Origin of the sequence: Glycomyces salinus, assembly GCF_016428645.1 — a bacterium.
GTDB lineage: Bacteria > Actinomycetota > Actinomycetes > Mycobacteriales > Micromonosporaceae > Glycomyces > Glycomyces salinus.
Map to the genome: position 1 here is coordinate 1 of NZ_JAELXW010000052.1, position 23,146 is coordinate 23,146.

The window sequence follows — 23,146 nt, forward strand, 5'->3', positions numbered from 1 at the left end:
ACCCCGAGCCGACACGGACCCGACAACCGGACACGACCTGTGGCGGTTGGCGATCACTCATTCCGGGCCCGCCCTGGCCCCAAGCGGCGGGCGCCTTCCCGGCGCCCGCCGCACTCCGGTCAGGGCGCCGTGAGCGCCTCGGTGGGGGACAGGCGCGCGGCCTTGACCGCCGGGTAGAGCCCGGCGATCGCCCCGATCAGGGCGGTGGCGGCCACGCCGCCGCCCAGGACCCACGCTGGAACCGTGGGCGGCCAGCCCTGCCAGGCCGCGTAGGCGGCCGTGATCGCCGAGCCCAGCGCCACCCCGCCGGCCCCGCCGAGGAGCGACAGCAGGAGCGACTCGGCCAGGAACTGGCTGCGCACGTCCCTTCTCGTAGCCCCCAGGGAGCGGCGCAGCCCGATCTCGCCGCGCCGCTCCAACACCGAGATCACCATCGTGTTGGCGACCCCGACGCCGCCGACAAGCAGCGCCACCGCGCCCAGGCCGAGCAGCAGCCCGGTGAAGGTTTCCTCGGCGGCCTCGGCCGCCACCAGGGCGTCCGAGGGCCGGGAGACCTCGACCTCGTCGGGGTGCTCGGGGTTGGCGGTCGTGGCCAGGACCGACTGCACGTCGGCCACGGCCGTCTCGGCGGCGCGGGTGTAGACGGTGGTGGCGTGGGAGTCGAAGTCGAGGTACTCCTCGGCGGCCTCCCAGCCCACCAGCGCGGCGGTGTCCAGCTCCGGCGCCAGCGGGACCGGTTCGAGGATTCCGACGACGCTGAACCACTGGTCGCCGATCCACACCTGCACGTCCGGGTTCGCCTCGGTCACGCCCAGGCGGTCGGCGGCCTCGGCCCCCAGCACCACCGCCGGGAACTCGCCGGTCGCCTCGTCGAGCCACCGCCCGTCGGCCATCTCCCCGGCGACCACCTCCAGCAGGTCGAGCCTGACGGCGTCGACGGTCAGCCCGCCGGTCTCGACCTCCGGTATCCGGTCGTTGCGGTAGGCGCCGACGTCGGGGACCCGGCCGGTCGCCGAGGTGTCCAGCACCGGCCCGACCCGCTCGATCATGTCCTCCGACACCAGCGGCAACTGCGAATCGTCGCCGAACATCGACTGCCCGGGCCCGACCGTGAGCAGGTTGGTGCCCAGCGCCTCCAGCCTCCGGTTCAGGTCCTCCGAACTGGAGGCCGAGATGCCGACGACCGCCACCATCGCGGCGATGCCGATAGCGATCCCGATGGCCGACAGGGTCACCCGCAGGGGCCGCGAGCGCAGGCCGTACGCCCCGGCCCGCCAGATGTCAGCCCACCGCATCGCGCACCACCCGGCCGTCGCGCATCTCGATGCGGCGCGGCAGGCTCGCCGCTATCTCCCGGTCATGAGTGATGATCACAACCGTCGTGCCCGAGTCGTTCAACTCGCGCAGCAGCTTCATGACGACCTCGCCCGAATGCGAGTCGAGGTTCCCGGTCGGCTCGTCGGCCAGCAGCAGGTCCGGGTCGCCCACGATCGCTCGGGCGATCGCGACGCGCTGCCGCTGCCCCCCGGACAGCTCGTGCGGCCGACTGCCGGTCCTGTCGCCCAGGCCGACGCGTTCCAGCGCCTCGGCGGCCCGCTCGCGCCTGCGTCCGCGCGGAATGCGGGAGTAGAGCAGCCCGTCGGCGACGTTGTCCAGGATCGGCACCCCGGGAGCGAGGTGGAAGGACTGGAACACGAACCCGAGCGCGGTCGCGCGGACCTTCGAGAGCTGCTTGTCCGACAGCGCGCCGACCTCGTGGCCGGTCACGCGGACCGTTCCCGAGGTCGGCCGGTCCAGCGTCCCGGCCAGGTTGAGCAGCGTCGACTTGCCCGAGCCGGAGGGCCCGACGATCGCCACCAGCTCTCCGGAGTCGATCCCCAGCGAGACGTCGTCGAGCGCGGTCACGCCCGGGTAGGTCTTGCTCACCGAGTCCAGGGTCACGACGCTCATTCGGGGACCACCACCGACATGCCCTCCTCCAGGCCGTCGCCGGCGACCTCGACCATGCCCTGCGAGAAGATACCGGTCTCGACCGGGACGATCTCGGTGGCGGAGCCGTCGGAGATCTCCAGGCCGTAGCCGCCTTCGCGCAGCGCCAGCAGCGCCTCGACGGGAACGGCGAGCACGTCCTCGTGGACCTCGTTGGTGAGCTCCACGGTGACCGGGGCGGACTCCAGGTCCTCGAGCGCCTCGTCGTCGGCCACGGTGACCGTGACCTCGATCGTGGTCGGCTCCTCCTCGCCGCCCATGTCGTCCTCGGAACCGCCGCCGGAGACGGTGGTGCTGACCTCGGTGACCTCGCCGTCGACCTCGGTGCCGTCCGGAAGGGTGACGGTGACCGCCAGGCCCTCCTCGGCCAGGTCCTGGTCGAGGACGTCGAGTTCGAGCGTCACGCTCCGCCGGTCGCGGGTGTAGCCGAGGATCGCTCCGTTCGCCGGGTCGCCGACCGAGGCGAGCTGCTCGGACACGCGCATCGTGTCCGGGAGGAACACCACCGAGCCGAGCGGGACCGTGCCGGTCTCGGCGGCGCCGATGTCGGCCTGCCAGTCCTCCACCGCCTCGGCAGTGGCCCAGGTGTACTCGTCGTCGACGGTGAACCAGTTCTCGTAGCCGTTCTCGGACAGGTACTCCTCGAGCTGGCGCACGTCCGGACCCTCGGTGCCGGGGGCCAGCTCGCGCCACATCGGCAGTTCGCCCTGCATGACGACGACGGGTTCGTTGTCCACGAAGTAGGCGGCCGTGCCCGGCTCCAGCACCGTCCCGGGCTCGGCCATGTCGGTCACCGTGCCCTGGAGCGTGCCGTTCATCGTGTACGCCGTGCCGTAGGACAGGGTCCCGTCGAAGTCCTCGGTGCGGGCCATGTCCCGGCGCTCGATCTCGGTGGTCGCGGCGGGCGAGTCGTCGGCGGTCGCCTCCGAGTTCCCGGTGTCCACGAACGCGAACGCCCCGGCGGCCGCCACCACCGCGGCGGCCGCTCCGCCGCCCAGCAGGATGTTCCTCCGTCTGCTCATCAGTTGCCGCCTCCGAGTCCGATCTCGTGGATCTCGGAGCACGTTTCCTGCGCGGCCTCGAAGTCGGGGTCGTCGAGCAGGTCCCTGGTGAGGGCCATGCCGTCGCCGGAGGGGTCGGGGAACTCCTCGACGCCGTTCTCGCGCATGCAGTCTGCGAATTCCCTGGCGGTCTCCTCGTCGAGGGGGGAGGTGTCCCCAGGCCCTCCGGACGTCGCTTGGAAGTCCTCGAGGAAGTGCTGGCACGCCTCCATGGCCGAGTCGAAGTCCGGGTCGTCGATGATCTCCTCGCCCATCGTGGCTCCACCGTCGCCCATGTCCGGGAACTCCTCGACGCCGTTCTCGCGCATGCATTCGGAGAAGGCGAGCATCGCCTCCTCCTGACTCAGGTCCTCGGCGGACTCCTCGTTCGTTTCGGCGTCGCCGCCGGCGCTGGCCACGTCGCCGCCGTCTCCCTCGTCGTCTCCGCAGGCCGCGGTGAACATCAGGGCCGCCGCCGCGCCTGCGGCGAGCAGTAGTCTTCTCATCGTTCCGCTCCTATCTGTGGGATCGGTCTGCGCCGCCAAGTGAAGACCCGGGAGCGTGTGTTCCGCGTCAACGAATTCGCTTACGCGGCCCTTATGCGGCCCGGAGCAGACTTACGGTCGAGTCGGACGGGAGGACGGGGTATGCGAGTGCTGGTAGTCGAGGACGAGAAGATGCTGGCGGACGGGATAGCCGAAGGGCTGCGCGCCGAGGCGATGGCCGTGGACGTCTGCTACGACGGCGACTCGGCGCGGCTGCGGCTGGCCGCCTACGACTACGACGTGGCCATCCTCGACCGCGACCTGCCGCGCGTCGGCGGCGACGACCTGTGCCGCAAGATCGTCGACGGCCCGCACCACACCCGCATCCTGATGCTGACCGCCTCCACCGAGGTCGAGGACCGGGTCGAGGGCCTGTCACTGGGCGCCGACGACTACCTCGGCAAGCCGTTCGCCTTCTCCGAGCTGGTGGCGCGCGTCCAGGCCCTGGCCCGCCGGTCGGTGCCCGCCCCGCCGCCGGTGATCGAGCGGGCCGGGCTCACCGTCGACACCGCCCGCCGCCAGGTCTTCCGGGACGGCCGCTACGTGCCGCTCTCGAAGAAGGAGTTCGGGGTGCTGGTCGAGCTGCTGCGCGCCGACGGCGCGACCGTGTCCACCGAGCGGCTGCTCGAGAAGGCATGGGACGAGCACATCGACCCGGCCACCAACGTGGTGCGGGTGACGATGATGACCCTGCGCCGCAAACTCGGCACTCCGCCGGTGATCGAGACCGTCCCCGGATCGGGGTACACGGTCAGGAAGGAACGGTGAGCATGCGCCTTCGCACCAGGCTCACACTGTGGTACTCGGCGGCGTTCTTCGCGGCCGGGGCGGCCGTGATCGCGGCGGTCTACATCGTCGTGAGAGACCGGACCGGCAACAACCTGCCGTCCCTCGCGCTCAGCCGGGCCGACTTCGACTCCATCGACCTCACCATCTCGGCGAACGGCGAGGCCCGCCAGCAGGTAGCCGATGAATTCCTCTCCGCCCAGGACGCCTACAACCACGAGACCATGCAATCGGTGCTGATCTGGTCGATAGCCGCGCTCGCGGTGGTCGGCGTGCTCGCGGTCATGGCCGGGTGGCTCATCGCCGGGCGGGCGCTGCGTCCGATCGACGCCATCACCGGCACGGCCCGCCGGGTCGCCGACCGCAGCCTCCACGAGCGCATCAACCTCGAAGGCCCGAACGACGAGGTCAAGCGCCTGGCCGACACCTTCGACGAGATGCTGGGCAGGCTCGACCGCGCCTTCGAGGGCCAGCGCCGCTTCGTCGGCAACGCCTCCCACGAGCTGCGGACGCCGCTGGCGATCAACCGCACCCTCCTCGAGGTGGCCGCCGCCGGACCGGACGCGGACCAGAGGCTCAAGACGCTCGCCGAGAACCTCCTGGCCGTCAACGCCCGCCACGAGAAGCTCATCGACGGCCTGCTGACGCTGGCCCGCACCGAGCAGGCCACGCTCGACCGGGCGCCGGTCGACCTGGCGGACATCGTTGTCCACGTCGCCGACCGACTGCGGTCCGAGGCCGATGCGGCCGACGTCGTGCTGCGCGTCGACGCCGGGACGGCGGTCCTCCGGGGCGACGCCACGCTGCTGGAGCGCCTGGTCGAGAACCTGATCAACAACGGCATCAGACACAACCACTCCGGGGGCGACGTCTCGGTCGTCACCTCGACGAAGGATCGCCGGGCCCAGGTGACCGTCGTCAACTCGGGGCCGGTCGTCGCCGCCTACGAGGTGGAGGCCCTGTTCGAGCCGTTCCGGCGCGGCGAGGACCGCGACCGGATCGACTCGGCCAAGGGAGTGGGACTGGGCCTGTCGGTCGTGGACTCGATCGCCCGCGTCCACGGAGCCGAGATCAAGGCCCTGCCACGGCGCGGCGGCGGCCTGAGAGTCTCGGTGGAGTTCACCGCTTGACTTCGAACCCTTCCTCGGAGCTCTTCAGCGACTGATCCGCTCCTCTGCCGTCGCCGATATTGGCCTGGAGTGCGCTCCAGGTCTTAGTCTTGCCCGATAAAGCTGACGGAAGGGCATTCGAATGGCAGGACGCGTGGCAGTGACCGGTGGCAGTGGCAAACTCGGGAGGGCGTGCGTGCGCGACCTGGTCGAGCACGGGTGGGAGGTGGTCAACCTGGACCGGGCGCCCTCGACCGACGCGCTGGCGCCGTACACCGAGGTCGACCTCACCGACTACGGGCAGGCCGTCGAGGCCCTCACCGGGATCGACGACCGCTACGAGGGGGTCGACGCGCTTGTCCACCTCGCGGCGATTCCGGCCCCGGGACTGAAGGCGAATGCGGCGACGTTCCGCAACAACGCCCTGACCACGTTCAACGTCTTCCAGGCCGCGAAGCTGGCCGGGATCGGGAACATCGTCTGGGCCTCCAGCGAGACCGTCCTGGGCCTGCCGTTCGAGACCCCGCCGCCGTACCTGCCGATCGACGAGGAGTACGCCCCCCGACCGGAGTCGACCTACTCGCTGGTCAAGACCATGGAGGAGACCATGGTCGAGCAGTTCTGCCGCTGGGACCCCGAGCTCAAGGCCACCGGCCTGCGCTTCTCGAACGTCATGTACGTCTCCGACTACGCGGCCTTCCCGGCCTTCGAGGACGACCCGCTGCTGCGCAAGTGGAACCTGTGGTCCTACATCGACGCCCGCGACGGGGCCCAGGCGATCCGCCTGGCGCTGGGGCGCGAGGGCGCGGGCCGGGAGGTCTGCGTGATCGCCTCCCCGGACACGGTCATGAGCACGCCGACCATGGACCTGGTGAATGCCTACTACCCTGACCTGGAGCTGCGCCGTCCGGTCTCGGGACACGAATCGCTGATGTCGACCGAGAAGGCCCGCCGGCTGTTCGGCTACGACCCGCGGCACACTTGGCGGAACCACATCTGACCGGCAGGTCCGCCCGCATAAAAGGGGGAAGGGCCGGGGACGAGCAGCGGAGTCCCCGGCCCGATGACTTCCCGAGCGCTCTAAGCGGTCCGCCTGCGGACCAGCAGGAGCGTGACGACGCCGGCCGCGACCATCGCGACGGCCGCGACGACCAGCCACGGGCCGTCGCCGGTCACCGGCAGGGTCGGGCTCGGCTTCGGCTCCGGCTGGACCACCTCTTCGGCGGTCTTCTCGTTCTTGACCTTCACCGTGACCTCCGCTCCCGCCGGGACGCGGAAGATCGGGTTGTCGTCCTCGTCGAGCATCAGCTCCGCGCCCCCGTTGACCTCGTAGCCGGTCAGGATCCAGCCGTCGGGCAGGCCCGAGGCCGGTTCGATGACGGTGCAGAAGGCGTCGGCGGCGATCGGCTCGACGGTCCCGGTCTCCCCGGGCGCGAGCTCGAGCTCACCGGCGAGCGGCGACTCCGGGTCCTGGCAGGCGTACTCGATGGTGAACTTCTGGTCGGTCTCGCCCCCGGTGGCCTTCTTGAGGATCGTCAACTTGCCGGGAGGCGCCTCGTCGAACTCGTTGACGATGGTCACGTGGACGATCTCGTTCGCCTCGATCGTGACCGTGTCGCTCGGCAGGTAGTCGACGACGCCGTCTCCCGGTTCGACCTCGGTGATGGTGCAGGTCTCGCCGTCGGCCAGGTCGCTGAGTATGTGCCCGCCGCCCTCGAAGGTGCCCAGGCCGCCGGCGCCGCCGAAGGTCACCTCGAACGTGCCGCTCTCGGTGCACTCCACAGTGGCCTCGTACGACTCGGGAGTCTCGACCCCGGCCCCGGCCTCGACGCTCTTGGCCACGGTCAGAGAGCCGCTGTCCTTGCTGGGCGGCTCCATCTCGAGGTGGTAGCAGACGTTGTAGTGGCTGACCTCGGGGATCTGCTGCCCCTGGCCGGCCAGGAGCAGCGGAGCGACGTACCACTGGTCCGGGCCCAGTTCAGGCGGCGTGTAAGGCGAGGTGTAGCTGTTGGTGGCGGTGGCGGCCTTGACGAACACCGCATCGACGACGACCCCCATGGCCTCGCCCATGTCGGTGATCTCTACGTTGATGCCCTCGTAGGAATCCCGGCTCTCCTCGTGCTCGGGCGGGAACGGCTCGGGCACCGTCCCGCCGGTCACGCGGACGAGTCCGTCGTCTGCGGTGTCTGTGCCATCCCCGGCCAGCTCGATGAAGCCGTCGGAGGGGGCGTAGCCGCCCTGCCCGCAGGACTGGATCATGTCGTCCAGGTAGTCCGCCCGCGAATCCGAGGGCGCCGTCTCCGGCCCGCCGCCCTGCGCGAACGCGGGGGCGGGAGCCAATACGACGGCCGCGGCCAGCGCGGCCGCGAGACCGGTACCCCCGGCCCAGCGAGAACCTCGCCTTACCTGCAATTCCATCACTTCCTTCTCCGTGGCGGCTTCGAGTGCTCTCTGGTCGGGCCGAACCGTCGACGGCCGAGACCACCTGACAATTCTCAGTCCAAAAGGCTCCGCCGCGATGCAACACGCCCAAATAAGCAGCGAGAACATCGGAGAAGGAGAGGCCGGGGCCGATCCCCGCGGGGATCGGCCCCGGCATCCCGGGAGCCGGTCAGGAAGCGGCGATGGCGGCCTCGACCTCGTCGGCGAAGGCCTGCGTGTCGACGGTCTCGCCGTCGACGACGGCGGTCGGTGTCCCGCTCACGCCCTGGTCCTCCGTGGCGGAGGTGTTGCCGGCCTGGACCCAGCCCCGGTAGGTCTCCTCCGACACGCACTGCTCCCAGTCGTCGCCGAGGTCGGCCTCCTCGGTGCCGATCCTGATCAGCTCGTCGTCGTCGAGCCCGGGGGTGTTCTCCGCGGGCTGGTTCGCGAACAGCGCCAGCGAGTAGTCCAGGAATGCCTGCTCGCCGGTATCGGCGGCGCACACCGCCGCCGAGGCCGCGCGCGTCGAGTACTCGGTGCCCTCGCTGAGCCGGTCGAGGATCGTGATCGGGTGGTAGTTCACCGTCACCGAACCGTCGTCGATCCAGCCTTGGATGTCCTCGGAGTAGGCCGACTCGAATTCGTTGCAGATCGGGCACATGTAGTCGATGTAGAGGTCGATCTCGACCGGTCCGTCGCCGATCTGCACGCCGTAGGTGTCGGTGGTCGCCGCTTCCGGCTCGTTGACCTCCTCTTCCACGTCCCGGTTCAACCAGATGCCGAGGCCCAGCAGGCCCCCGATGAGGAGCACGGCCGCGCCGATCGCGGTGCCGAACAGGATCTTCTTGCGGCGCGCCTCGGCGGCCTGCTGCCTGCGTAGCGCCTCCGCCGCGGCCTTGCGCTGCGATTTTGCCATGATCTGTGGATTCCTTTCAGCGGCGGCCGGCCCCCAGAGGGCCGGCCGCGGCGGATCTCATTCGAGGAAGGTCTGGCCGATCCAGCCGCCCTCTTCGCAGCCCGGCGGGACGGCGAAGACCGCCGATCCTATCGGCACGGCGTAGTCGTTCAGCAGATCTGCTTCGGCCAGCCGCTCCTGGATGGCCGTGAACCGGGCGACGTCGGCCTGGTAGGCGATGAACACCAGGCCGGTGTCGGTCGTCCCGTCCGCGTCCGGTCCGTCGTCGTAGTTGTATGGGCGGCGCAGGATCGTCTCGCCGGCCTCGGCGGCGCGGCGGACGTGGGCGCTGGCCGGTATGACCGGGAGCCCGTCGTCCTGCCGCGCGTCGAGGTCGACCGTGTCGTGCTCGTTCTCGCCGGTCAACGGCGCCCCGTTCGAGATGCGGCGGCCGATGACGCGGTCCTTGCCGACCTCGTCGAGCTCGTCCCACTGGTCGAGGTCGGTGCGCATGCGCCGGACGACCATCGTAGTCCCGCCCGCGAACGGGCCCTCGTCGATCCAGATCGCCGAGCCGAACCCCGACCCTTCCGGATCGGGGTTGCCGGTCCCGTCGATCTGGCCCAGGACGTTGCGGGGCGTGCCGCCGTCGGTCGGGCGCTGGAGGAAGCCGCGCTGGATCCACCGGACGCTCGCGAAGGACCGGCTGTCCTTGACCAGCATCCGCACCGCGTGGCTGACGGTCAGGTCGCCGTCCCCGCAGACCTGCAGCAACAGATCCCCGCCCGACCATGCCTCTTCCAGGCGGTCGACTGAGAACTCGGGCAGCGGCACGGCCCCCGGCGGAACGGCGTCGGCCAGGCCGATCCGCTCCAGCAGCCCGAGGCCGAACCCGAAGGTGACCGTCAGGCGCGCCGGTTCGGCCGCCAGGTCGGGGTCGGCGTCCGCCAGCGCCGGCACGCCCCGGGTGAGGCGGGCGGCGTCGTCGGACAGCAGCCGCATCACCGCGGCGAGGCGGTCGCGGTCGACCTCCTCGCCGATGTCCAGCGACAGCAGCACGGCGCGGTCCTGCGCGGGCGTGGCGATGCCGGCCTGGTGCGGGCCGTGGAAGGGGACGGTCGCCGTGGGAGCGGCCTCCGCCTCCGGCTCGTCCTCGCCTTGCAGCGCGAGGGCCGCACCGGTGCCGACGGCGCCGACCGCGGCGGCCCCGCCGGCCGCGGTCAGCAGCCCGCGCCGGTTCAGGCGTTTCGGTGTCGGTTCCACGCCATGCCCCTACATGTCATCCGAGTCGTCCATGTCGTCCATGCCGCCGGGCTCGTAGTCCTCGTCCCCGCCCTCGAACTCCTTGGCGACGGTGGTGAACTCCAGTTCGGAGCCGTCCTCGAATTCGATGGCGACGGTGATCTCGTCGCCGGCGACGATCGGATCGGTCAGGCCCAGCAGCATCAGGTGATCGCCGCCCGGCTTCAGCTCGCGGGAGCCGTCCGCGGGAATGGTGAAGCCGCCGGGGACCTCCTGCATGACCATCTCGCCGTCCTCCTCGACGACCTCGTGCAGTTCCATGGTGGCCAGGTCGCTCTCGGCCGAGACCACGACCGCGTCGGTGTCGGAGCCGTTCTCGAGGATGCCGAAGACGGCGCTCATGTCCTTGTCGGTCGCGCGGACCCACGAGTCGGCCACGGTCACCGAATCGGCGGCGGTGGCCTGGCCCGCCGCGGCGGTCTCGGCGTCGTCCCCGGTGTCGTCGTCGTTGCCGCCGCAGGCGGCGAGCAGGCCCGCGCTGAGCACGGCGATCACGGCTACCGCGCCGCGGGCAGGGGAGATCTGCTTGTCAAGGATGCTTCGCATGTTCGCTCTCTCTGTCGGTGCGAGCGCGCCCGCGCCCACGGCGGTGCCGGGGTCAGTGAACGGTGCGGTCGCTCGCGGCGGGCGCCGTTTCGGACGGCTCCGCCGGTGAATGAGTCATCGGGAGAGGGAGCGAGCGGGAGGGCCCCGGAGCGAGGCGGCCGATGCCAGCAGTTCGAGCTGCGGACGCGGCAGCGGCGGGGCCGCGGCCGCCGGCCGCGGCGGCAGGACCGGTTCGAGCGCGCCGAGCAGCCGCAGCCGCAGCGCGGGCCCGAACAGGAGGACCAGGAAGTCGCAGAACGCGGCCAGCGCCGCGTCGCCGCGGGCCAGCCACACCGCCGAGACCGCCGCCGCCAGCGCGTGCACCAGCAGCATCGTCGGGCTCGGCATCAGGTGTCCGGCGTGACCGGCGTCGGCGGTGAACCACAGGTGCAGGCCCGACTGGGCGACCGCGCAGGCGGCCAGCAGCGTCGGGACGCCGCGCTGCCCGCCGCCGAGGAGGAACGCCAGCGGCACCAGGGCGGCGACCGCGGTCGCGAACGCGCCCGAGGTGATCAGCGCGCCACCGGCGACGACGTGGAGCGCGACCGAGACGGCGACGCAGACGACCGCGAAGACCAGGGCGCGAAACCCTCGGAGCAGCGGTCGGCCGATGTACACGGAGCGATTCTCGCATAACCGCCTCGGCGGGACCGGGGTCGGATCCGCCGGAGAAGCCTCGGTCACGCGGCCGGGGGAGGTGCGCACGACCGTTGAATTCCGACACGGAAGGGGCCCGCGGGAATCCGATTCCCGTGGGCCCTTTCAGGTGTTGCTTGTGGATGTTTGAGATCAAGACCCGGTGACGTATTCGACGCACCAGTCGAGAAGCATCTGGCTGCCCAGTTTGGACTGGTCGTGGTCTTCCTGGGTGGCGCAGTCCTGGGTGATGGTGATACGGCTCCGGTCCTCGCCCAGGTCGGTGAAGTCCGCGCGAATGAGCTCCTGCTCTCCGCCGGGTCCGTCCATGATCGTGTCGAGGCGCCGGTGCTCGACGATCTCGCCGTAGGACCCGGTGATGGGGAACTCCTGGCCGTCCGGAGTGACGACGGTGGCCTGCCATTTTCCGCCCGGCCGGACGTCCTGGGCGACCGATCCGGGGGCCGAGCGGCTCCACTCCTCGTACTGCTTCGCGTCGGTCCACGCCTGCCACACCTTCGCGACGGGAGCGTCGATGTCGGCCGTGAGCTCGTACCGGAATTTCTTCTCGCTGGTGGTCATTGCTACTCCCTTTGAACGCGAATGTTTCGCTTACATACATGCAGACGCGGACAGGGGAGCTGATTCATCGGCCTCGAGAAGAATTCTTCCAAGCAAGCCGTTCACAGGCCGAGAGCGGTCATCGTCGCCTGCGCGACGGAACGAACGTCAAGGCCATCAGTCTCGATCACGTGGTCGACGGGAGTCGCCTGTGCGGCCCGGTATCGGTCGGTATAGAACGCGTTGATCTCGGGCCGGGCCGTGTCGGCGGTGAACCTGGCCCTCCAGGTGGGCTCGCCCGCGCGGAGTTGGACCGTGGTGGTCCGGACCTCCGCGGGGGCGAGCGATTCGAGCAGGTCGTGGAACGAGGCGTCCTGGAACACCCAGGTGACGAGGAGGAGGTCCACGTCGGCGTCGGCGGCGTGCTCGATCACGGCGCGCAGGTTGCTCTGCAACATCGCGATCATGGTGTCGTTCACTCGCCAGGGTTGGTGGGCCCAGAGTGCGTCGACGTCGATCCACTGCACCAGCGCCGACCCACCTGCCGACAACCCCAGGCACTCGCGTGCGGTCGCCGTCTTACCGACTCCGGGCGCGCCACCGAGGAGGGCCATGGTCATGCTCACCCGGACACCATGGCAGCCGAGGATTGAGTTCGCAATGACGGTTTCGCTGGATGTCGCCTGAAGTGAGTCCTGCTGGTGCTCTGGTTCGGGCTCGTCGGCATCCGAGTCAGCCCTCGCACCAGCGCTGGGCCTCGCGCCAGACTTCGAGCCCGGCGCGTTTGAGCTGTTCGGAGTGGTTGCCCGCCCGGGTCCAGGCCAGCTGTGCTTGGTCGGTGATCTGGAGCAGCGGCGATCCGGAGGGCCGGCCGGTGAGGTAGCCGAAGATCGGTGGGTTCGCCTCGGCGGTGGCGGCCCACCGGCCATATTTTGATGTCAGAAGCGCAATGCGCTTCCTTTCAACGGAAGCACATCTGTGCTGCTCGGGCAACCATCGACACGCGCACGGTACCTATCTGCACGGTCCTGCATGGCCAGAATCAGTCACGACTGATTCTCGTAATGCCGATTCGTTTCTTCGTAATGCTTTCTACTTGCCGAATGTGGTTCACGCCTCAGCAAAGCAGGGCGGGACGCGTACGCGTCCCGCCCTCGGTTTCCTGGAATCCGGCTCTATTCGGCTCGGTTGAATTTGAGTCTGGCGACGGTGTACCCGAGCGCGGCCAGCGCGACCGCCCAGGACACCGCCAGGGTCAGGTCGAGCCCGTCGACCCCGGTGCCGTCCAGCAGGCCCCGGCCGACCTCGATCCAGGGAGTGAACGGCTGGTACTCGGCGAACCACCGCATCGCGCCGGGCATCGACTCGGTCGGCACGAAGGCCGATCCGAGGAACGGCAGGAGCAGCAGCGGCATCGGCGTGTTGCTGGCCGTCTCGGGGCTCTTGGCGGTGACTCCCGCCGCCACCACCAGCCAGGTGATGGCGAAGCCGATCATGACGACGACGCCGAGCAGCCCGAGCCATTCGGCGGGGTTCGCCTCGGGCCGGTAGCCGATGGCCACCGCGACGCCGAGGGTGACGGCGATGGCGAGCACGATCTGGATGAGGCTGGCCAGCACGTGCCCGGTCAGGACCGAGACCCGCGCGATCGACATGGTCTTGAAGCGGTCGATGATGCCCTCGGTCATGTCCATGGCGACCTTGATCGAGGTCCCCTGCGCGGAGGCGGCGACGGCCATCATGAGGACCCCCGGGACGACGTAGGCCAGGTATGCCTCGCGGCCGCCGGTCACCCCGCCGAGTCCGTCGCCGAGCGTGCCGCCGAAGACGTACACGAACAGCAGCAGGAACACCACGGGCATGCCGATGAGCATCAGCGTGAGCGAGGCGTAGCGCCCCATGTGCTTGATCTGCCTGCGCAGCATGGTCATCGAGTCGGTGAGTACGTAGGAAGCTGTGCTCATCGCGCGTTCTCCTTCGGGGTCTCGGGCCGCCCGGTCAGGGCGAGGAAGACGTCGTCGAGGTCGGGGGTGTGGACTGTGAGCTCGTCGACGGCGATCGCGTTGCGGTCCAGGGTGTCGATGAGGCCCCGCAGGGAGTCCACCGAGGCGTCTCCGGGGACCTGCAAGGTCAGCTGGTCGGCGTCGACCGATCCGGCCCGGAGGACCCGGGCGGCGGTCTCGACCTGGTCGGCGCGGGACAGCCGGAGGCTGACGTGCCCGCCGGGGACGAGCCGCTTGAGCTCCTCGGAGGTGCCCTCGGCGATGATCCGGCCGCCGTCGAGGACGGCGATCAGGTCGGCCAGCTCGTCAGCCTCCTCCAGGTACTGGGTGGTCAGGAAGATCGTGACGCCCTCGGAGACGAGTTCCCGGATGATAGTCCACATGGTGCGGCGGCTGCGCGGGTCGAGCCCGGTGGTGGGCTCGTCCAGGAAGATCACCTCCGGGTCGCCCATGAGGCTCATGGCGATGTCCAGGCGCCTCCTCATGCCCCCGGAGTAGGTCTCGGGCACCCGCTTGGCGGCGTCGACCAGGTCGAAGCGTTCCAGCAGGTCCTGGGCGCGGCGGGCGGTCTCGGTCCGCGGCAGGTGGTGCAGGCGGCCCATCAGGTGCAGGTTCTCCCGGCCGGTGAGCAGGCGGTCGACGGCGGCGAACTGGCCGGTCACGCCGATCTTGGTGCGCACCAGGTCGGCGTCGCCGAAGACGTCGCAGCCGCCGATGCGGGCCTCGCCGCGGTCGGCGCCGATGAGCGTGGAGAGGATCTTGACGGTGGTGGTCTTGCCGGCCCCGTTGGGGCCCAGGAGGGCGTAGACGCTGCCGCTGGGCACGGTGATGTCGATCCCGTCCAGGACGGTGTTCTCGCCGTATGCCTTGGACAGGCCGCGGGCCTCGATGGCCGGTGGTCCGGAGGCGTTCATGGTTCCTCGATTCGTGTGCGGGTAGAGGGCGAACAGCAGACCGAGGTCGAACATGTCCGGGCCCTCCTTCGAGTGAGTGTTCAATGTGGACTGATTTTGGGCGCAGGCTCGCCCGCGGTGGGGCGCCCGTTTCGGGCGCAGGTTCGGCTGCCGGCCCGGGGCCGGTGGTCAGATCAGGTGGACTTCGTCAGATGTCGAGGTCTTCGACGGGCGGTTCCTCCGCCATGGAGGCGACCATCTCGTACAGGTCGTCGGGGATCCGGCCCCCCAGCTCCTCGAGCGTCTCGACGACGACGAGACGGCCTTCGTCGGCGGTCGATCCCCAGCTCATGGCACCGAGGCCGAGCTGGGCCTTCCAATCGGTGGCGCCGCCGACGTTCCAGTCGGCGCTGCGCTCGATGTGGACCACGTACTTGCCGCTCTTGGAGCGGTAGACCGTGAACTGCTCGACCCGGCCCTTCTCGTTGACGCGGCCGCCCTCGCCGAGCTTGACGCCGGTGAACCGCTGGCGGCGGCGCTTGCGTCCGGGGCCGACGCCGACCTTGACGGTGATCTCCTGGTAGCCCTCGAGACGGCCCTCGGCGGCCTCCACGAACTTGCGCAGCGCGGTGGAGATCGCCTTCGAGAGGTTCCCGCCCGCCAGTTCCTGGGCCCGCTCGTAGAGCGGGAGGTCCTTGTCGGAAACGTAGATCGTCTTGTTGGGCATGGCCGCATCCTAACCTCCTTCCGCGGTCTCGTGTATGTATACGCATATCATATACGTATACGCGGAGGGATGGCAAGACTTTGACGCCAAATAAAATGCCGCAGGGCCGTCAACGTGACATCACGTTGACGGCCCTGCGGCTGTAATGCCTGCTGGCGGACTAGATCTCCTTGCGCTGGATGAGCTGCTCCAGTTGGGCGCGCAGCATCTCCTCCACATCGCCGGGCTCGTCGGTGGGCACCCCGAACCGGACGAAACGGTTGTGGTCGGGGGTGATCAGGCCGCCGGGGTTGTCGGTCTGGAGGACCACGTCGGTGTTCGCCTGGCTCGACACGAAGGTCACCTCGAGCTCCTTGAGCCGGTCGGCGTACTCGCCGGTGGCCCAGTACTCGAGCTCCTGGTAGAACGGCATGTGCGAGCCGGGGATCGTGCCCTTCTCCAAATCGCCCTGCTGAAAGGTGAAGCCCAGGCCCTCCAGCGCCTCCATCACCGCCGTCTGCACCGGCAGCGGCTCGACGGACAGCTCGTCGAGGTCGCCCTTGTCGAAGGCGTTGTCGAGCGCCAGCTTGGTCGCCACTCCGAGCTTCATGCCCGGCAGCGGGCGGCCGGCGACGGCGCTCAGCGGCGTCTCCCAGGGCACGGCGGCCTCGAAGTCGATCGAGTGGCTGGTCCCTGGGGCGAGATTGAACGGACCGGAGACCTGCGCCGAGAAGAAGTCGGCGACGAAGGTCTTGTCCTCGCCTTTGGCGTCGTCCTCGACCACGGCGGTGTAGTCGATCTCGATGCCCTCGACCTTCCCCGCCACTTCACCGCCGGTGAAGGTCACCGAACCCTGGAGCGTCCCACCTGGAGTGATGTGGGTGCTGGTCAACGCGGTATCGACGGAGACCCCAGCGCCGAGGACTTGCTTGAGAATGTTGAACACCACTGGGGTGAGTCCTTTCCGGGAGGATCGTGCAAGGAGGAGTCAATCGGGTGCGTGAATCGTATCGTGCTAGGAAGCCCGGCTCATCACGACCGGCACCGCGGGGTCACCGGGTGAGAGTTTCAAACCCTCCCAAGGGATCGAGATGAGGCGCTGGCGAAGCAGCTCCCTCGACTCCTCCAATGTCGGCTGCGGCGCCAGCTCACCGGAGACGAAGAGCGGCACCTGAAGTCGCTTGTCTCCCGGCATCGACTCCGGCTCCCCCTGGGAGACGACGACCTCCTCTGTGGCCGTGCCGGTCGGCTTGTGGCGGCGCACCGCCGACTTCCGGCCCCCGGTGGTGCCCTTGTGCTCGCTGCGCTTGGCGACTGGACGACCCTCCACTTCGACGAGCTTGTAGACCAACTGCGCGGTCGGCGCCCCCGATCCGACCACCACCGCAGTGCCGGCCCCGTACATGTCGACCGGCGCGGCGGCCAGCGCCGCGATCGAGTACTCGTCGAGGTCGCCGGAGACGACGATCTTGGTGTCCGGCGCTCCCAGCTCGTCCAGCAGCTCGCGGGCGCCGGTGGCCATCACGTCCAGGTCGCCCGAGTCGATCCGGATCGACCGCAGGCGCGGCCCGGCCACGCTGATGGCGTTGCGGATGCCCTGGGTGATGTCGTAGGTGTCGACCAGCAGCGTCGTGTCGGTGCCGAACGCCTCGATCTGAGCGCGGAACGCGTCCTCCTCCGAGCGGTGCAGCAGTGTGAAGGCGTGCGCGCTGGTCCCGGCCGTGGGCACCCCGTAGCGCCTCCCGGCCTCCAGATTGGAGGTCGCCGAGAACCCCGCCAGGTAGGCGGCCCGCGAGGAGGCGATCGCGGCGGTCTCGTGGGTGCGCCTGGAGCCCATCTCCAGGATCGGGCGGCCGCGCGCGGCGGTCACCATGCGGGCCGCGGCCCCGGCCACGGCCGAGTCGTGGTTGAGGATCGACAGCACCAGGGTCTCCAGCAGCACGCACTCGCCGAAGCCGCCCGAGACGGTCACGATCGGCGATCCGGGGAAGTAGAGCTCGCCCTCGGCGTAGACGTCGATGTCGCCCGAGAAGCGGAAGCCGGCCAGCCACTCGGCCGTGGACTCCTTGATCACGCCGCGCTCGGTGAGGCCCTCCAGGTCGCCGTCCTCGAAGCGGAAGCGCCGGATGGCGTCGGCCATGCGCCCGATCCCGGCCACCACGCCGTAGCGGCGGCCGGTCGGCAGGCGGCGGCCGAAGACCTCGAACACGCTGGGCCGGTCGGCGGTCCCGTCGTGCAGCGAGGCCTCGAGCATCGTGTACTCGTAGTGATCGGTGTAGAGCGGGGTGCGCGGCAGAGTAACGGACATGCGTCCGAGATTAGTCCACGTCGATCACTTCGGCCGCCGATCGCCCGGCGGCTATTGCCCGGCGGGGCCTCGGCCTGTACTTTGGAAAGGGCTTACCTAGCCGGTCGGCCAGTAGCTTCCACATCCCCTAGGAGCGCCGCCCCCAGTGATCGCCGTCAATGCCGAGAGGAAGTTCTCCGGCCCCCGCATGGTCGTCATCGCGACCCTCGCGATGGGACTGACCGCGCCGGGCCAGACCGCCTCGATCTCGGTGTTCATCGACCCGATGATCGCCGAACTCGGCGTCGGACGCACCGCCGTCTCGGCCGCGTACATGATCGGCACGCTCTCCGGCGCGTTCGCCCTGCCGTGGGTCGGCCGCGCGGTCGACCGGTTCGGCGTGCGCCTGGTCATGTCGATCGTCGTCACCGCCTTCAGTCTCGCCATGGTCGGGCTGGCGTTCGCCGCGGACCTCTTCGGCCTCACCCTCGGCTTCATTGGCATCCGCATGCTCGGCCAGGGGGCGCTGGGCCTGTGCGCGGCCACGCTCGCCTCCCGCTGGTACGCCAAGCGCCGCGGCCGCGTCCTGAGCCTCCAGATCGCCGTCGGCGGCGGCATCATCGCCCTCTCCCCGGTGCCGCTGGAGCGCATCATCGCCGCCTACGACTGGCGCGTCGCGATGCTCACCGAGGCCGCCGTCGTCGCTCTCGTGCTGCTGCCGCTGGCCGTGTTCGGGGTCCGCAACCGCCCGGCCGACCTGGGCCAGTTCGTCGACGGCGACCCCGCCAACGGCCGCGGCCGCGCCGCCGAGTGGGGCCTTACCCGCGGCCAGGCGATGCGGCAGCCGTTCTTCTGGGTCCTGGTGGGGGTCTTCGCCACCGCCGGATTCTTCAACGCCGCGGTCGGCTTCCACCTGATCGCGCTGCTGGGCGAGCGGGGCCTGTCGGCGACCGAGGCCGCCGCGAACTTCCTGCCGCAGGCGATCGCCGGGACCGCCGCGACCCTGCTGGTGGGGACGGTCCTGGACCGGGCCAACCCGCGGCTGGTCATCGCCGCCTCGATGGTGACCTTCGCCGCGGCCTTCGCCTGGGGGACGATGGCCGCCCCGGGCTGGTCGGCGGTCGGCTTCGGCGTCCTGTTCGGCGCCTGCGGCAACGCCCTGCGGGCGATCGAGAACGGGATCACCCCGCGCCTGTTCGGCACCGCCCACATCGGCGCGATCCGCGGCGTGGTCTCGGGAGTGACCATCACCTTCAGCGCGTTCGCGCCGCTGCTGTACGCGCTGTTCTACTCCTGGACCGGCTCGTTCGAGCTGGTGCTGTGGCTGTCGACACTGGTGCCGCTGGCGGTCATGGTGGCGGCCCTGACCGCCCCGCTCCCGGCGCCCGCGCCGCGTCCCACGACCTGAGCGACGGAGGCGCGGGCCCCGGCGGAGTGTGTACCCTTGTCGTCGTGTTGCGGATAGCGCATGAGTTGGTCGAGGCGATCGTCGCCCACGCCCGGGCGGACCACCCGGACGAGGCGTGCGGACTCGTCGCCGGACCCGAGGGCACCGGGGAGCCGAAGAGGCACATCCCGATGACCAACGCCGCCCGCTCCACGACCTTCTACGAGTTCGACGCCGAAGAGTGGAAGCGGGTCTACGACGAGATGTGGGACAACGACGAGGAAGTCGTCGTCGCCTACCACTCGCACACCGCCACCGAGGCCTACCCCTCCCGCTCCGACGCCGGGATCGCCTCCGAGCTGGGTCTGCCGCAGGCGCACTACCTGCTCGTGACCACCCGCGATCCGGCGATCGCCGAGGTCAGGTCGTTCCGCATCTCCGAGGGCGAGGTGACCGAGGAGCCGATCGAGGCGATCGGCGCGCCCGACGCGGTCCAGACCTACAAGTTCGCGCACAGCCCCGACTCGACGGTCTACGACTGTCACTGAATCTCCGCGCCGCCGGCCACGGACGGCGAGACGAGTCTGCCGTTTTTCACACTCAAGCACGTAAGAAGGAAGACGTATCCATGTCTGTTGAAGTCCGCGTTCCCACCATCCTCCGCCAGCACACCGGCGGTCAGAAGGTCGTCTCCGGCGCCGGCTCCACCCTCGCCGAGCTGTTCGACGACCTCGACACCTCCCACAGCGGCCTCAAGGGCCGCGTGGTCACCGACGAGGGCAACCTCCACCGCTTCGTCAACGTCTACGTCAACGACGAGGACGTCCGCTTCATCGGCGGCCTGGAGGCCAAGCTTGAGGACGGCGACTCCGTCACGATCCTGCCCGCGGTCGCGGGCGGGATGTAGGCCCGGGAGCGATTCGCCGTGGCGCGCTACGAAGACATCACCGGAGTCCTCGGCGACACACCGCTGGTGGGCCTGCCGCGGCTCTCGCCCTCCCCCGAGGTCCGGCTGTGGGCCAAGCTGGAGGGACAGAACCCGACCGGATCGGTCAAGGACCGGGTGGCCGCCAAGATGATCGAGGCCGCCGAGGCCGAGGGGCGCCTCGAACCCGGCGGCACCATCCTGGAGCCGACCTCGGGCAACACCGGCATCGCCGTGGCGATGCTCGCCCGGCGCAAGGGATACCGGCTGGTCGCGGTCATGCCCGAGAACACCTCCCTGGAGCGCCGCCAGCTGCTGACGGCCTTCGGCGCCGAGATCGTGTTCTCCCCGGCCGCCGGAGGCTCCAACGCCGCGGTGGCCAAGGCCCGCGAGATGGCCCTCGACAAGCCCGAGTGGGTCATGCTCAACCAGTACGCCAACCCGGCGAACGAGGCCGCCCACTACGAGGGCACCGGGCCCGAGATCCTGCGGGACCTGCCGGGGATCACGCACTTCGTGGCCGGCCTGGGCACCACCGCCACCCTCATGGGCATCGGCCGGTACCTGCGCGAGCACGTGCCGGACGTCCAGATCGTGGCCGCCGAGCCCCGCTACGGCGAACTGGTGTACGGCCTGCGCAACCTCGACGAGGGCTTCGTGCCCGAGCTGTACGACGAGAAGGTGCTCGACCGGCGCCTGAGCGTCGGCACCGAGGACGCGCTGCGACGCACCCGCCAGATCCTGTCGGCCGAGGGCCTGTTCGTGGGCCTGTCGACCGGCGCGGTCCTGCACGCGGGCCTGTCGCTGGCGCGCGAGGCGCACCGGGCCGGGCGCGGCGCCGACATCGCACTGCTGGTGGCCGACTCCGGCTGGAAGTACCTGTCCACCGGCGCCTACTCCGACGACCTGGACGACGCGGCCGGAGCCCTGGACGGCCAGGTCTGGGCGTGATTCGGTCCACTTGCTAGTCTGAGTCCGTGAGTACCTCCGAGCAGCAGAGCCCACTCGTCGGCCAGGCGCCGGCCCTGCCGAGGCAGGGCGGGCCGGGCGCGGGGGGCCTCGTCCCCCAGACGCGCCGCGGCGAGGCCGCGGCGGTGCGGCTGCGCCGGCTGGCCGGCGTGGCCATCTGGGCGCTCCTGCTGGTGCTGGCCGGCTCGGTCTCGGCGATCGTGGGCCTGTTCCGCATCTTCGGCGACGGCCCCGGCTGGTTCGCCCCGGCGTTCATCTCCACCGGGGTCCTTGGCATGCTGCTGACGATGATGGCGTTCGCGACACTCCGGTTCAAGGGCGTCCCGTGGATGTTCATGGCCGCCGCCACCGCGACCCTCCTGGCGGCCTTCGCGATGCTGTCGATGGGCTGACCGAGGATCCCATACGCGCCTTTCAGAGGACGCCGCACGTTAATTGTGTGGCGATCGCCACCATGTCATTTTGACGACAATCCCGTGCCGAGAACGGGCGCTCGAACCGTTTCTGGACGTACGCTCGGACCCCATGAACGACGCGCCCATCGGGATCTTCGACTCCGGTGTCGGGGGCCTGACCGTCGCCCGAGCGGTCGCCGAAACGCTGCCCGCCGAGCGGCTGCTCTACGTCGCCGACACCGAGCACGTCCCGTACGGGCCCCGGCCCATCGCCGAGGTACGCAAGCTCACTTTGGAAGCCTGCGACCACTTGGTGGATCAGCAGGTCAAAGCCCTGGTGATCGCCTGCAACTCGGCCTCGGCGGCGAGCCTGGCCGACGTGCGGGACCGCTACGACATCCCGGTCGTCGAGGTCGTCAGGCCCGCGGTGCGCCGCGCGGTCGCGACCACGAGGACCGGCAGGGTCGGAGTGATCGGGACGGTCGCCACGGTCTCCTCGGGGACCTACGCCGACGCGTTCAACGTGGTGCCCGGGATGGAAGTCACCGCGGTGGCCTGCCCGGCGTTCGTGGACTTCGTGGAACGGGGAGTGACAACCGGCCGACAGCTCCTGGGCCTGGCCCAGGGGTACCTTGAGCCGCTACAGCAGTCCGACGTCGACACGGTCGTGTTGGGCTGCACCCACTATCCGCTGCTGTCGGGACTCATAGGACTGGTGATGGGAGAGGACGTGACGCTGGTGTCGTCCGCGGACGAATGCGCCCGCGAACTCTACCGGGTGCTGACCGAGAACGGCCTCCTGGCCGGAGGCGCCGGGCCGGCCGAACACCGCTTCCTGGCCACCGGCGATCCCGAGGCCTTCACCCGGACCGCGCGTCGCTTTCTCGGAAACCTGTTTCCAAACGCCGCGGCGGCCGCATTGGACAAGGTGTGATCTGCCATGAAACTGACTGTGATCGGATGCGCCGGCTCATTCCCGGCCCCGGACACCCCGTGTTCGGCCTACCTGGTGGAGGCCGGCGGCTACCGGCTGCTGATCGACTTCGGCACCGGTGCGCTCGGTGAGCTTCAGAAGCACGTCGACCCGCACCTGCTCGACGCGATCGTCGTCACCCACCTGCACCCGGACCACTTCTTCGACACCTGCGGCTACGCGGTCATGCGCCGCTACTCGCCCGGCGTCCAGCCCGAGCCGATCCCGCTCTACGGCCCCGCCGGGGTCGCCGACCGCATCGTCGCCGCCTACGGCGGCCAGGGGGAGCTGTGCCACCCCTCGCTGCGGGACGTGTACGACTTCCGCGAACTCGAGCCCGGCACGTTCGAGCTGGGGCCGCTGACCGTCACCGTCGACCGCGTCGCCCACCCGATCGAGACCTTCGGCGTGCGCGTCGAGCACGCCGGGTCCAGCCTGGCCTACTCGTCCGACACCGGCCCCTGCGAGGCGCTCGAGTCGCTCGCCGCCCACTGCGACGTGCTCCTGGCCGAGGCGTCCTACCACGAGGGCCGCGAGAACCCGAAGGACGTCCACCTCACCGGCAAGGAGGCCGGCGAGTTCGCCACCAAGGCCGGAGCCGGCCGCCTCCTGCTGACCCACCTGGTCGAGTCGTGGGGCCCGCGCGAGGGCACCCTCGCCGAGGCCCGCGCCTCCTACACCGGACCGGTCGAAGTGGTCGCCCCCGGTCAGGTCCACCAGTTCTGAAGCCCGCTTGGCA

Annotated in this window: 27 protein-coding genes; 10 read left to right on the forward strand and 17 right to left on the reverse strand. The window is 70.0% G+C overall.

The genetic code is table 11. The features are described 5' to 3' along the window. Positions 1 to 119: 119 nt before the first annotated feature. The 4 genes from JFB92_RS15250 to JFB92_RS15265 are packed head-to-tail and all read right to left on the reverse strand — an operon-like array spanning position 120 to position 3,535. Positions 120 to 1,295 carry an ABC transporter permease gene (locus JFB92_RS15250; protein WP_199040509.1) on the reverse strand — a complete coding sequence of 392 codons (1,176 nt, stop codon included), beginning with the start codon at positions 1,293 to 1,295 and terminating at the stop codon, positions 120 to 122. Then, on the reverse strand, positions 1,282 to 1,950 hold the full coding sequence (locus JFB92_RS15255; RefSeq protein WP_199040512.1) for an ABC transporter ATP-binding protein: 669 nt from the start codon (positions 1,948 to 1,950) through the stop codon (positions 1,282 to 1,284). The genes JFB92_RS15250 and JFB92_RS15255 overlap by 14 nt, the downstream gene beginning before the upstream one ends. Next, entirely contained in the window at positions 1,947 to 3,011 is a 1,065-nt protein-coding gene (locus JFB92_RS15260; protein WP_199040515.1) for a peptidoglycan-binding protein, read from the reverse strand. Before JFB92_RS15260 ends, JFB92_RS15255 begins: the two co-directional genes overlap by 4 nt. After that, complete coding sequence (locus tag JFB92_RS15265; protein WP_199040518.1) at positions 3,011 to 3,535, reverse strand: hypothetical protein; 525 nt, start codon at positions 3,533 to 3,535, stop codon at positions 3,011 to 3,013. Before JFB92_RS15265 ends, JFB92_RS15260 begins: the two co-directional genes overlap by 1 nt. Before the next feature lie 141 nt (positions 3,536 to 3,676). Between JFB92_RS15265 and JFB92_RS15270 the strand changes: the two genes are divergently transcribed. The 3 genes from JFB92_RS15270 (at position 3,677) to JFB92_RS15280 (ending at position 6,469) form a co-directional block, all read left to right on the forward strand. Next, on the forward strand, positions 3,677 to 4,342 hold the full coding sequence (locus JFB92_RS15270) for a response regulator transcription factor (protein WP_199040521.1): 666 nt from the start codon (positions 3,677 to 3,679) through the stop codon (positions 4,340 to 4,342). A gap of 2 nt (positions 4,343 to 4,344) precedes the next feature. Then, a complete protein-coding gene (locus tag JFB92_RS15275) occupies positions 4,345 to 5,490 on the forward strand; it encodes a sensor histidine kinase (protein WP_199040524.1) in 1,146 nt (381 codons plus the stop codon). 121 nt (positions 5,491 to 5,611) lie between these two features. Next, the gene (locus tag JFB92_RS15280) at positions 5,612 to 6,469 is read left to right on the forward strand and encodes an NAD-dependent epimerase/dehydratase family protein (RefSeq protein ID WP_269847966.1); all 858 of its coding nucleotides are present in this window, start codon (positions 5,612 to 5,614) and stop codon (positions 6,467 to 6,469) included. 80 nt (positions 6,470 to 6,549) lie between these two features. Here JFB92_RS15280 and JFB92_RS15285 read toward each other — a convergent pair whose 3' ends face one another. The 13 genes from JFB92_RS15285 to JFB92_RS15345 form a co-directional block, all read right to left on the reverse strand. After that, complete coding sequence (locus JFB92_RS15285) at positions 6,550 to 7,887, reverse strand: DUF5979 domain-containing protein (RefSeq protein ID WP_199040530.1); 1,338 nt, start codon at positions 7,885 to 7,887, stop codon at positions 6,550 to 6,552. Between the two features lie 193 nt (positions 7,888 to 8,080). Further along, complete coding sequence (locus JFB92_RS15290; protein ID WP_199040533.1) at positions 8,081 to 8,806, reverse strand: DsbA family protein; 726 nt, start codon at positions 8,804 to 8,806, stop codon at positions 8,081 to 8,083. Positions 8,807 to 8,863: 57 nt separating this feature from the next. Beyond that, positions 8,864 to 10,048, reverse strand: coding sequence for a Dyp-type peroxidase (locus JFB92_RS15295; protein ID WP_199040536.1), 1,185 nt, complete (start codon positions 10,046 to 10,048; stop codon positions 8,864 to 8,866). 9 nt (positions 10,049 to 10,057) lie between these two features. Then, on the reverse strand, positions 10,058 to 10,633 hold the full coding sequence (locus JFB92_RS15300; RefSeq protein ID WP_199040538.1) for a copper chaperone PCu(A)C: 576 nt from the start codon (positions 10,631 to 10,633) through the stop codon (positions 10,058 to 10,060). Positions 10,634 to 10,747: 114 nt separating this feature from the next. Continuing rightward, a complete protein-coding gene (locus tag JFB92_RS15305; protein WP_199040542.1) occupies positions 10,748 to 11,290 on the reverse strand; it encodes a hypothetical protein in 543 nt (180 codons plus the stop codon). A 171-nt stretch (positions 11,291 to 11,461) separates the two neighbouring features. Beyond that, the gene (locus JFB92_RS15310; RefSeq protein WP_199040545.1) at positions 11,462 to 11,890 is read right to left on the reverse strand and encodes an SRPBCC family protein; all 429 of its coding nucleotides are present in this window, start codon (positions 11,888 to 11,890) and stop codon (positions 11,462 to 11,464) included. A 101-nt stretch (positions 11,891 to 11,991) separates the two neighbouring features. Next, positions 11,992 to 12,495 (reverse strand): P-loop NTPase family protein, encoded by a 504-nt coding sequence (locus tag JFB92_RS15315; RefSeq protein WP_199040548.1) that lies wholly within the window; start codon positions 12,493 to 12,495, stop codon positions 11,992 to 11,994. 106 nt (positions 12,496 to 12,601) lie between these two features. Then, positions 12,602 to 12,862, reverse strand: a complete 261-nt coding sequence (locus JFB92_RS15320; RefSeq protein WP_199040551.1) for a hypothetical protein — start codon at positions 12,860 to 12,862, stop codon at positions 12,602 to 12,604. 182 nt (positions 12,863 to 13,044) lie between these two features. Next, positions 13,045 to 13,833 (reverse strand): ABC transporter permease, encoded by a 789-nt coding sequence (locus JFB92_RS15325; protein ID WP_199040553.1) that lies wholly within the window; start codon positions 13,831 to 13,833, stop codon positions 13,045 to 13,047. Beyond that, positions 13,830 to 14,786 (reverse strand): ATP-binding cassette domain-containing protein, encoded by a 957-nt coding sequence (locus tag JFB92_RS15330; protein WP_199040694.1) that lies wholly within the window; start codon positions 14,784 to 14,786, stop codon positions 13,830 to 13,832. The genes JFB92_RS15325 and JFB92_RS15330 overlap by 4 nt, the downstream gene beginning before the upstream one ends. Before the next feature lie 187 nt (positions 14,787 to 14,973). Beyond that, on the reverse strand, positions 14,974 to 15,492 hold the full coding sequence (locus JFB92_RS15335; protein WP_199040556.1) for an EXLDI protein: 519 nt from the start codon (positions 15,490 to 15,492) through the stop codon (positions 14,974 to 14,976). Between the two features lie 160 nt (positions 15,493 to 15,652). Further along, positions 15,653 to 16,420: a sporulation protein gene (locus JFB92_RS15340; RefSeq protein WP_199040559.1), complete on the reverse strand. Its 768-nt coding sequence runs from the start codon at positions 16,418 to 16,420 to the stop codon at positions 15,653 to 15,655. Between the two features lie 66 nt (positions 16,421 to 16,486). After that, positions 16,487 to 17,779 carry a nicotinate phosphoribosyltransferase gene (locus JFB92_RS15345; RefSeq protein ID WP_199040562.1) on the reverse strand — a complete coding sequence of 431 codons (1,293 nt, stop codon included), beginning with the start codon at positions 17,777 to 17,779 and terminating at the stop codon, positions 16,487 to 16,489. Positions 17,780 to 17,924: 145 nt separating this feature from the next. Between JFB92_RS15345 and JFB92_RS15350 the strand changes: the two genes are divergently transcribed. The 7 genes from JFB92_RS15350 to JFB92_RS15380 all read left to right on the forward strand — a co-directional run bounded on the left by JFB92_RS15350 (position 17,925) and on the right by JFB92_RS15380 (position 23,133). Beyond that, on the forward strand, positions 17,925 to 19,166 hold the full coding sequence (locus JFB92_RS15350) for an MFS transporter (RefSeq protein ID WP_199040565.1): 1,242 nt from the start codon (positions 17,925 to 17,927) through the stop codon (positions 19,164 to 19,166). 44 nt (positions 19,167 to 19,210) lie between these two features. Continuing rightward, positions 19,211 to 19,693 (forward strand): M67 family metallopeptidase, encoded by a 483-nt coding sequence (locus tag JFB92_RS15355; RefSeq protein WP_199040568.1) that lies wholly within the window; start codon positions 19,211 to 19,213, stop codon positions 19,691 to 19,693. An 80-nt stretch (positions 19,694 to 19,773) separates the two neighbouring features. Further along, entirely contained in the window at positions 19,774 to 20,052 is a 279-nt protein-coding gene (locus tag JFB92_RS15360; RefSeq protein ID WP_199040571.1) for a MoaD/ThiS family protein, read from the forward strand. An 18-nt stretch (positions 20,053 to 20,070) separates the two neighbouring features. Then, on the forward strand, positions 20,071 to 21,021 hold the full coding sequence (locus JFB92_RS15365) for a PLP-dependent cysteine synthase family protein (RefSeq protein WP_199040574.1): 951 nt from the start codon (positions 20,071 to 20,073) through the stop codon (positions 21,019 to 21,021). Between the two features lie 26 nt (positions 21,022 to 21,047). Continuing rightward, positions 21,048 to 21,431 carry a hypothetical protein gene (locus tag JFB92_RS15370; RefSeq protein ID WP_199040577.1) on the forward strand — a complete coding sequence of 128 codons (384 nt, stop codon included), beginning with the start codon at positions 21,048 to 21,050 and terminating at the stop codon, positions 21,429 to 21,431. Between the two features lie 133 nt (positions 21,432 to 21,564). Next, on the forward strand, positions 21,565 to 22,368 hold the full coding sequence (gene murI / locus JFB92_RS15375; RefSeq protein WP_199040580.1) for a glutamate racemase: 804 nt from the start codon (positions 21,565 to 21,567) through the stop codon (positions 22,366 to 22,368). A gap of 6 nt (positions 22,369 to 22,374) precedes the next feature. After that, positions 22,375 to 23,133: an MBL fold metallo-hydrolase gene (locus JFB92_RS15380; RefSeq protein ID WP_199040583.1), complete on the forward strand. Its 759-nt coding sequence runs from the start codon at positions 22,375 to 22,377 to the stop codon at positions 23,131 to 23,133. Positions 23,134 to 23,146 lie beyond the last annotated feature (13 nt).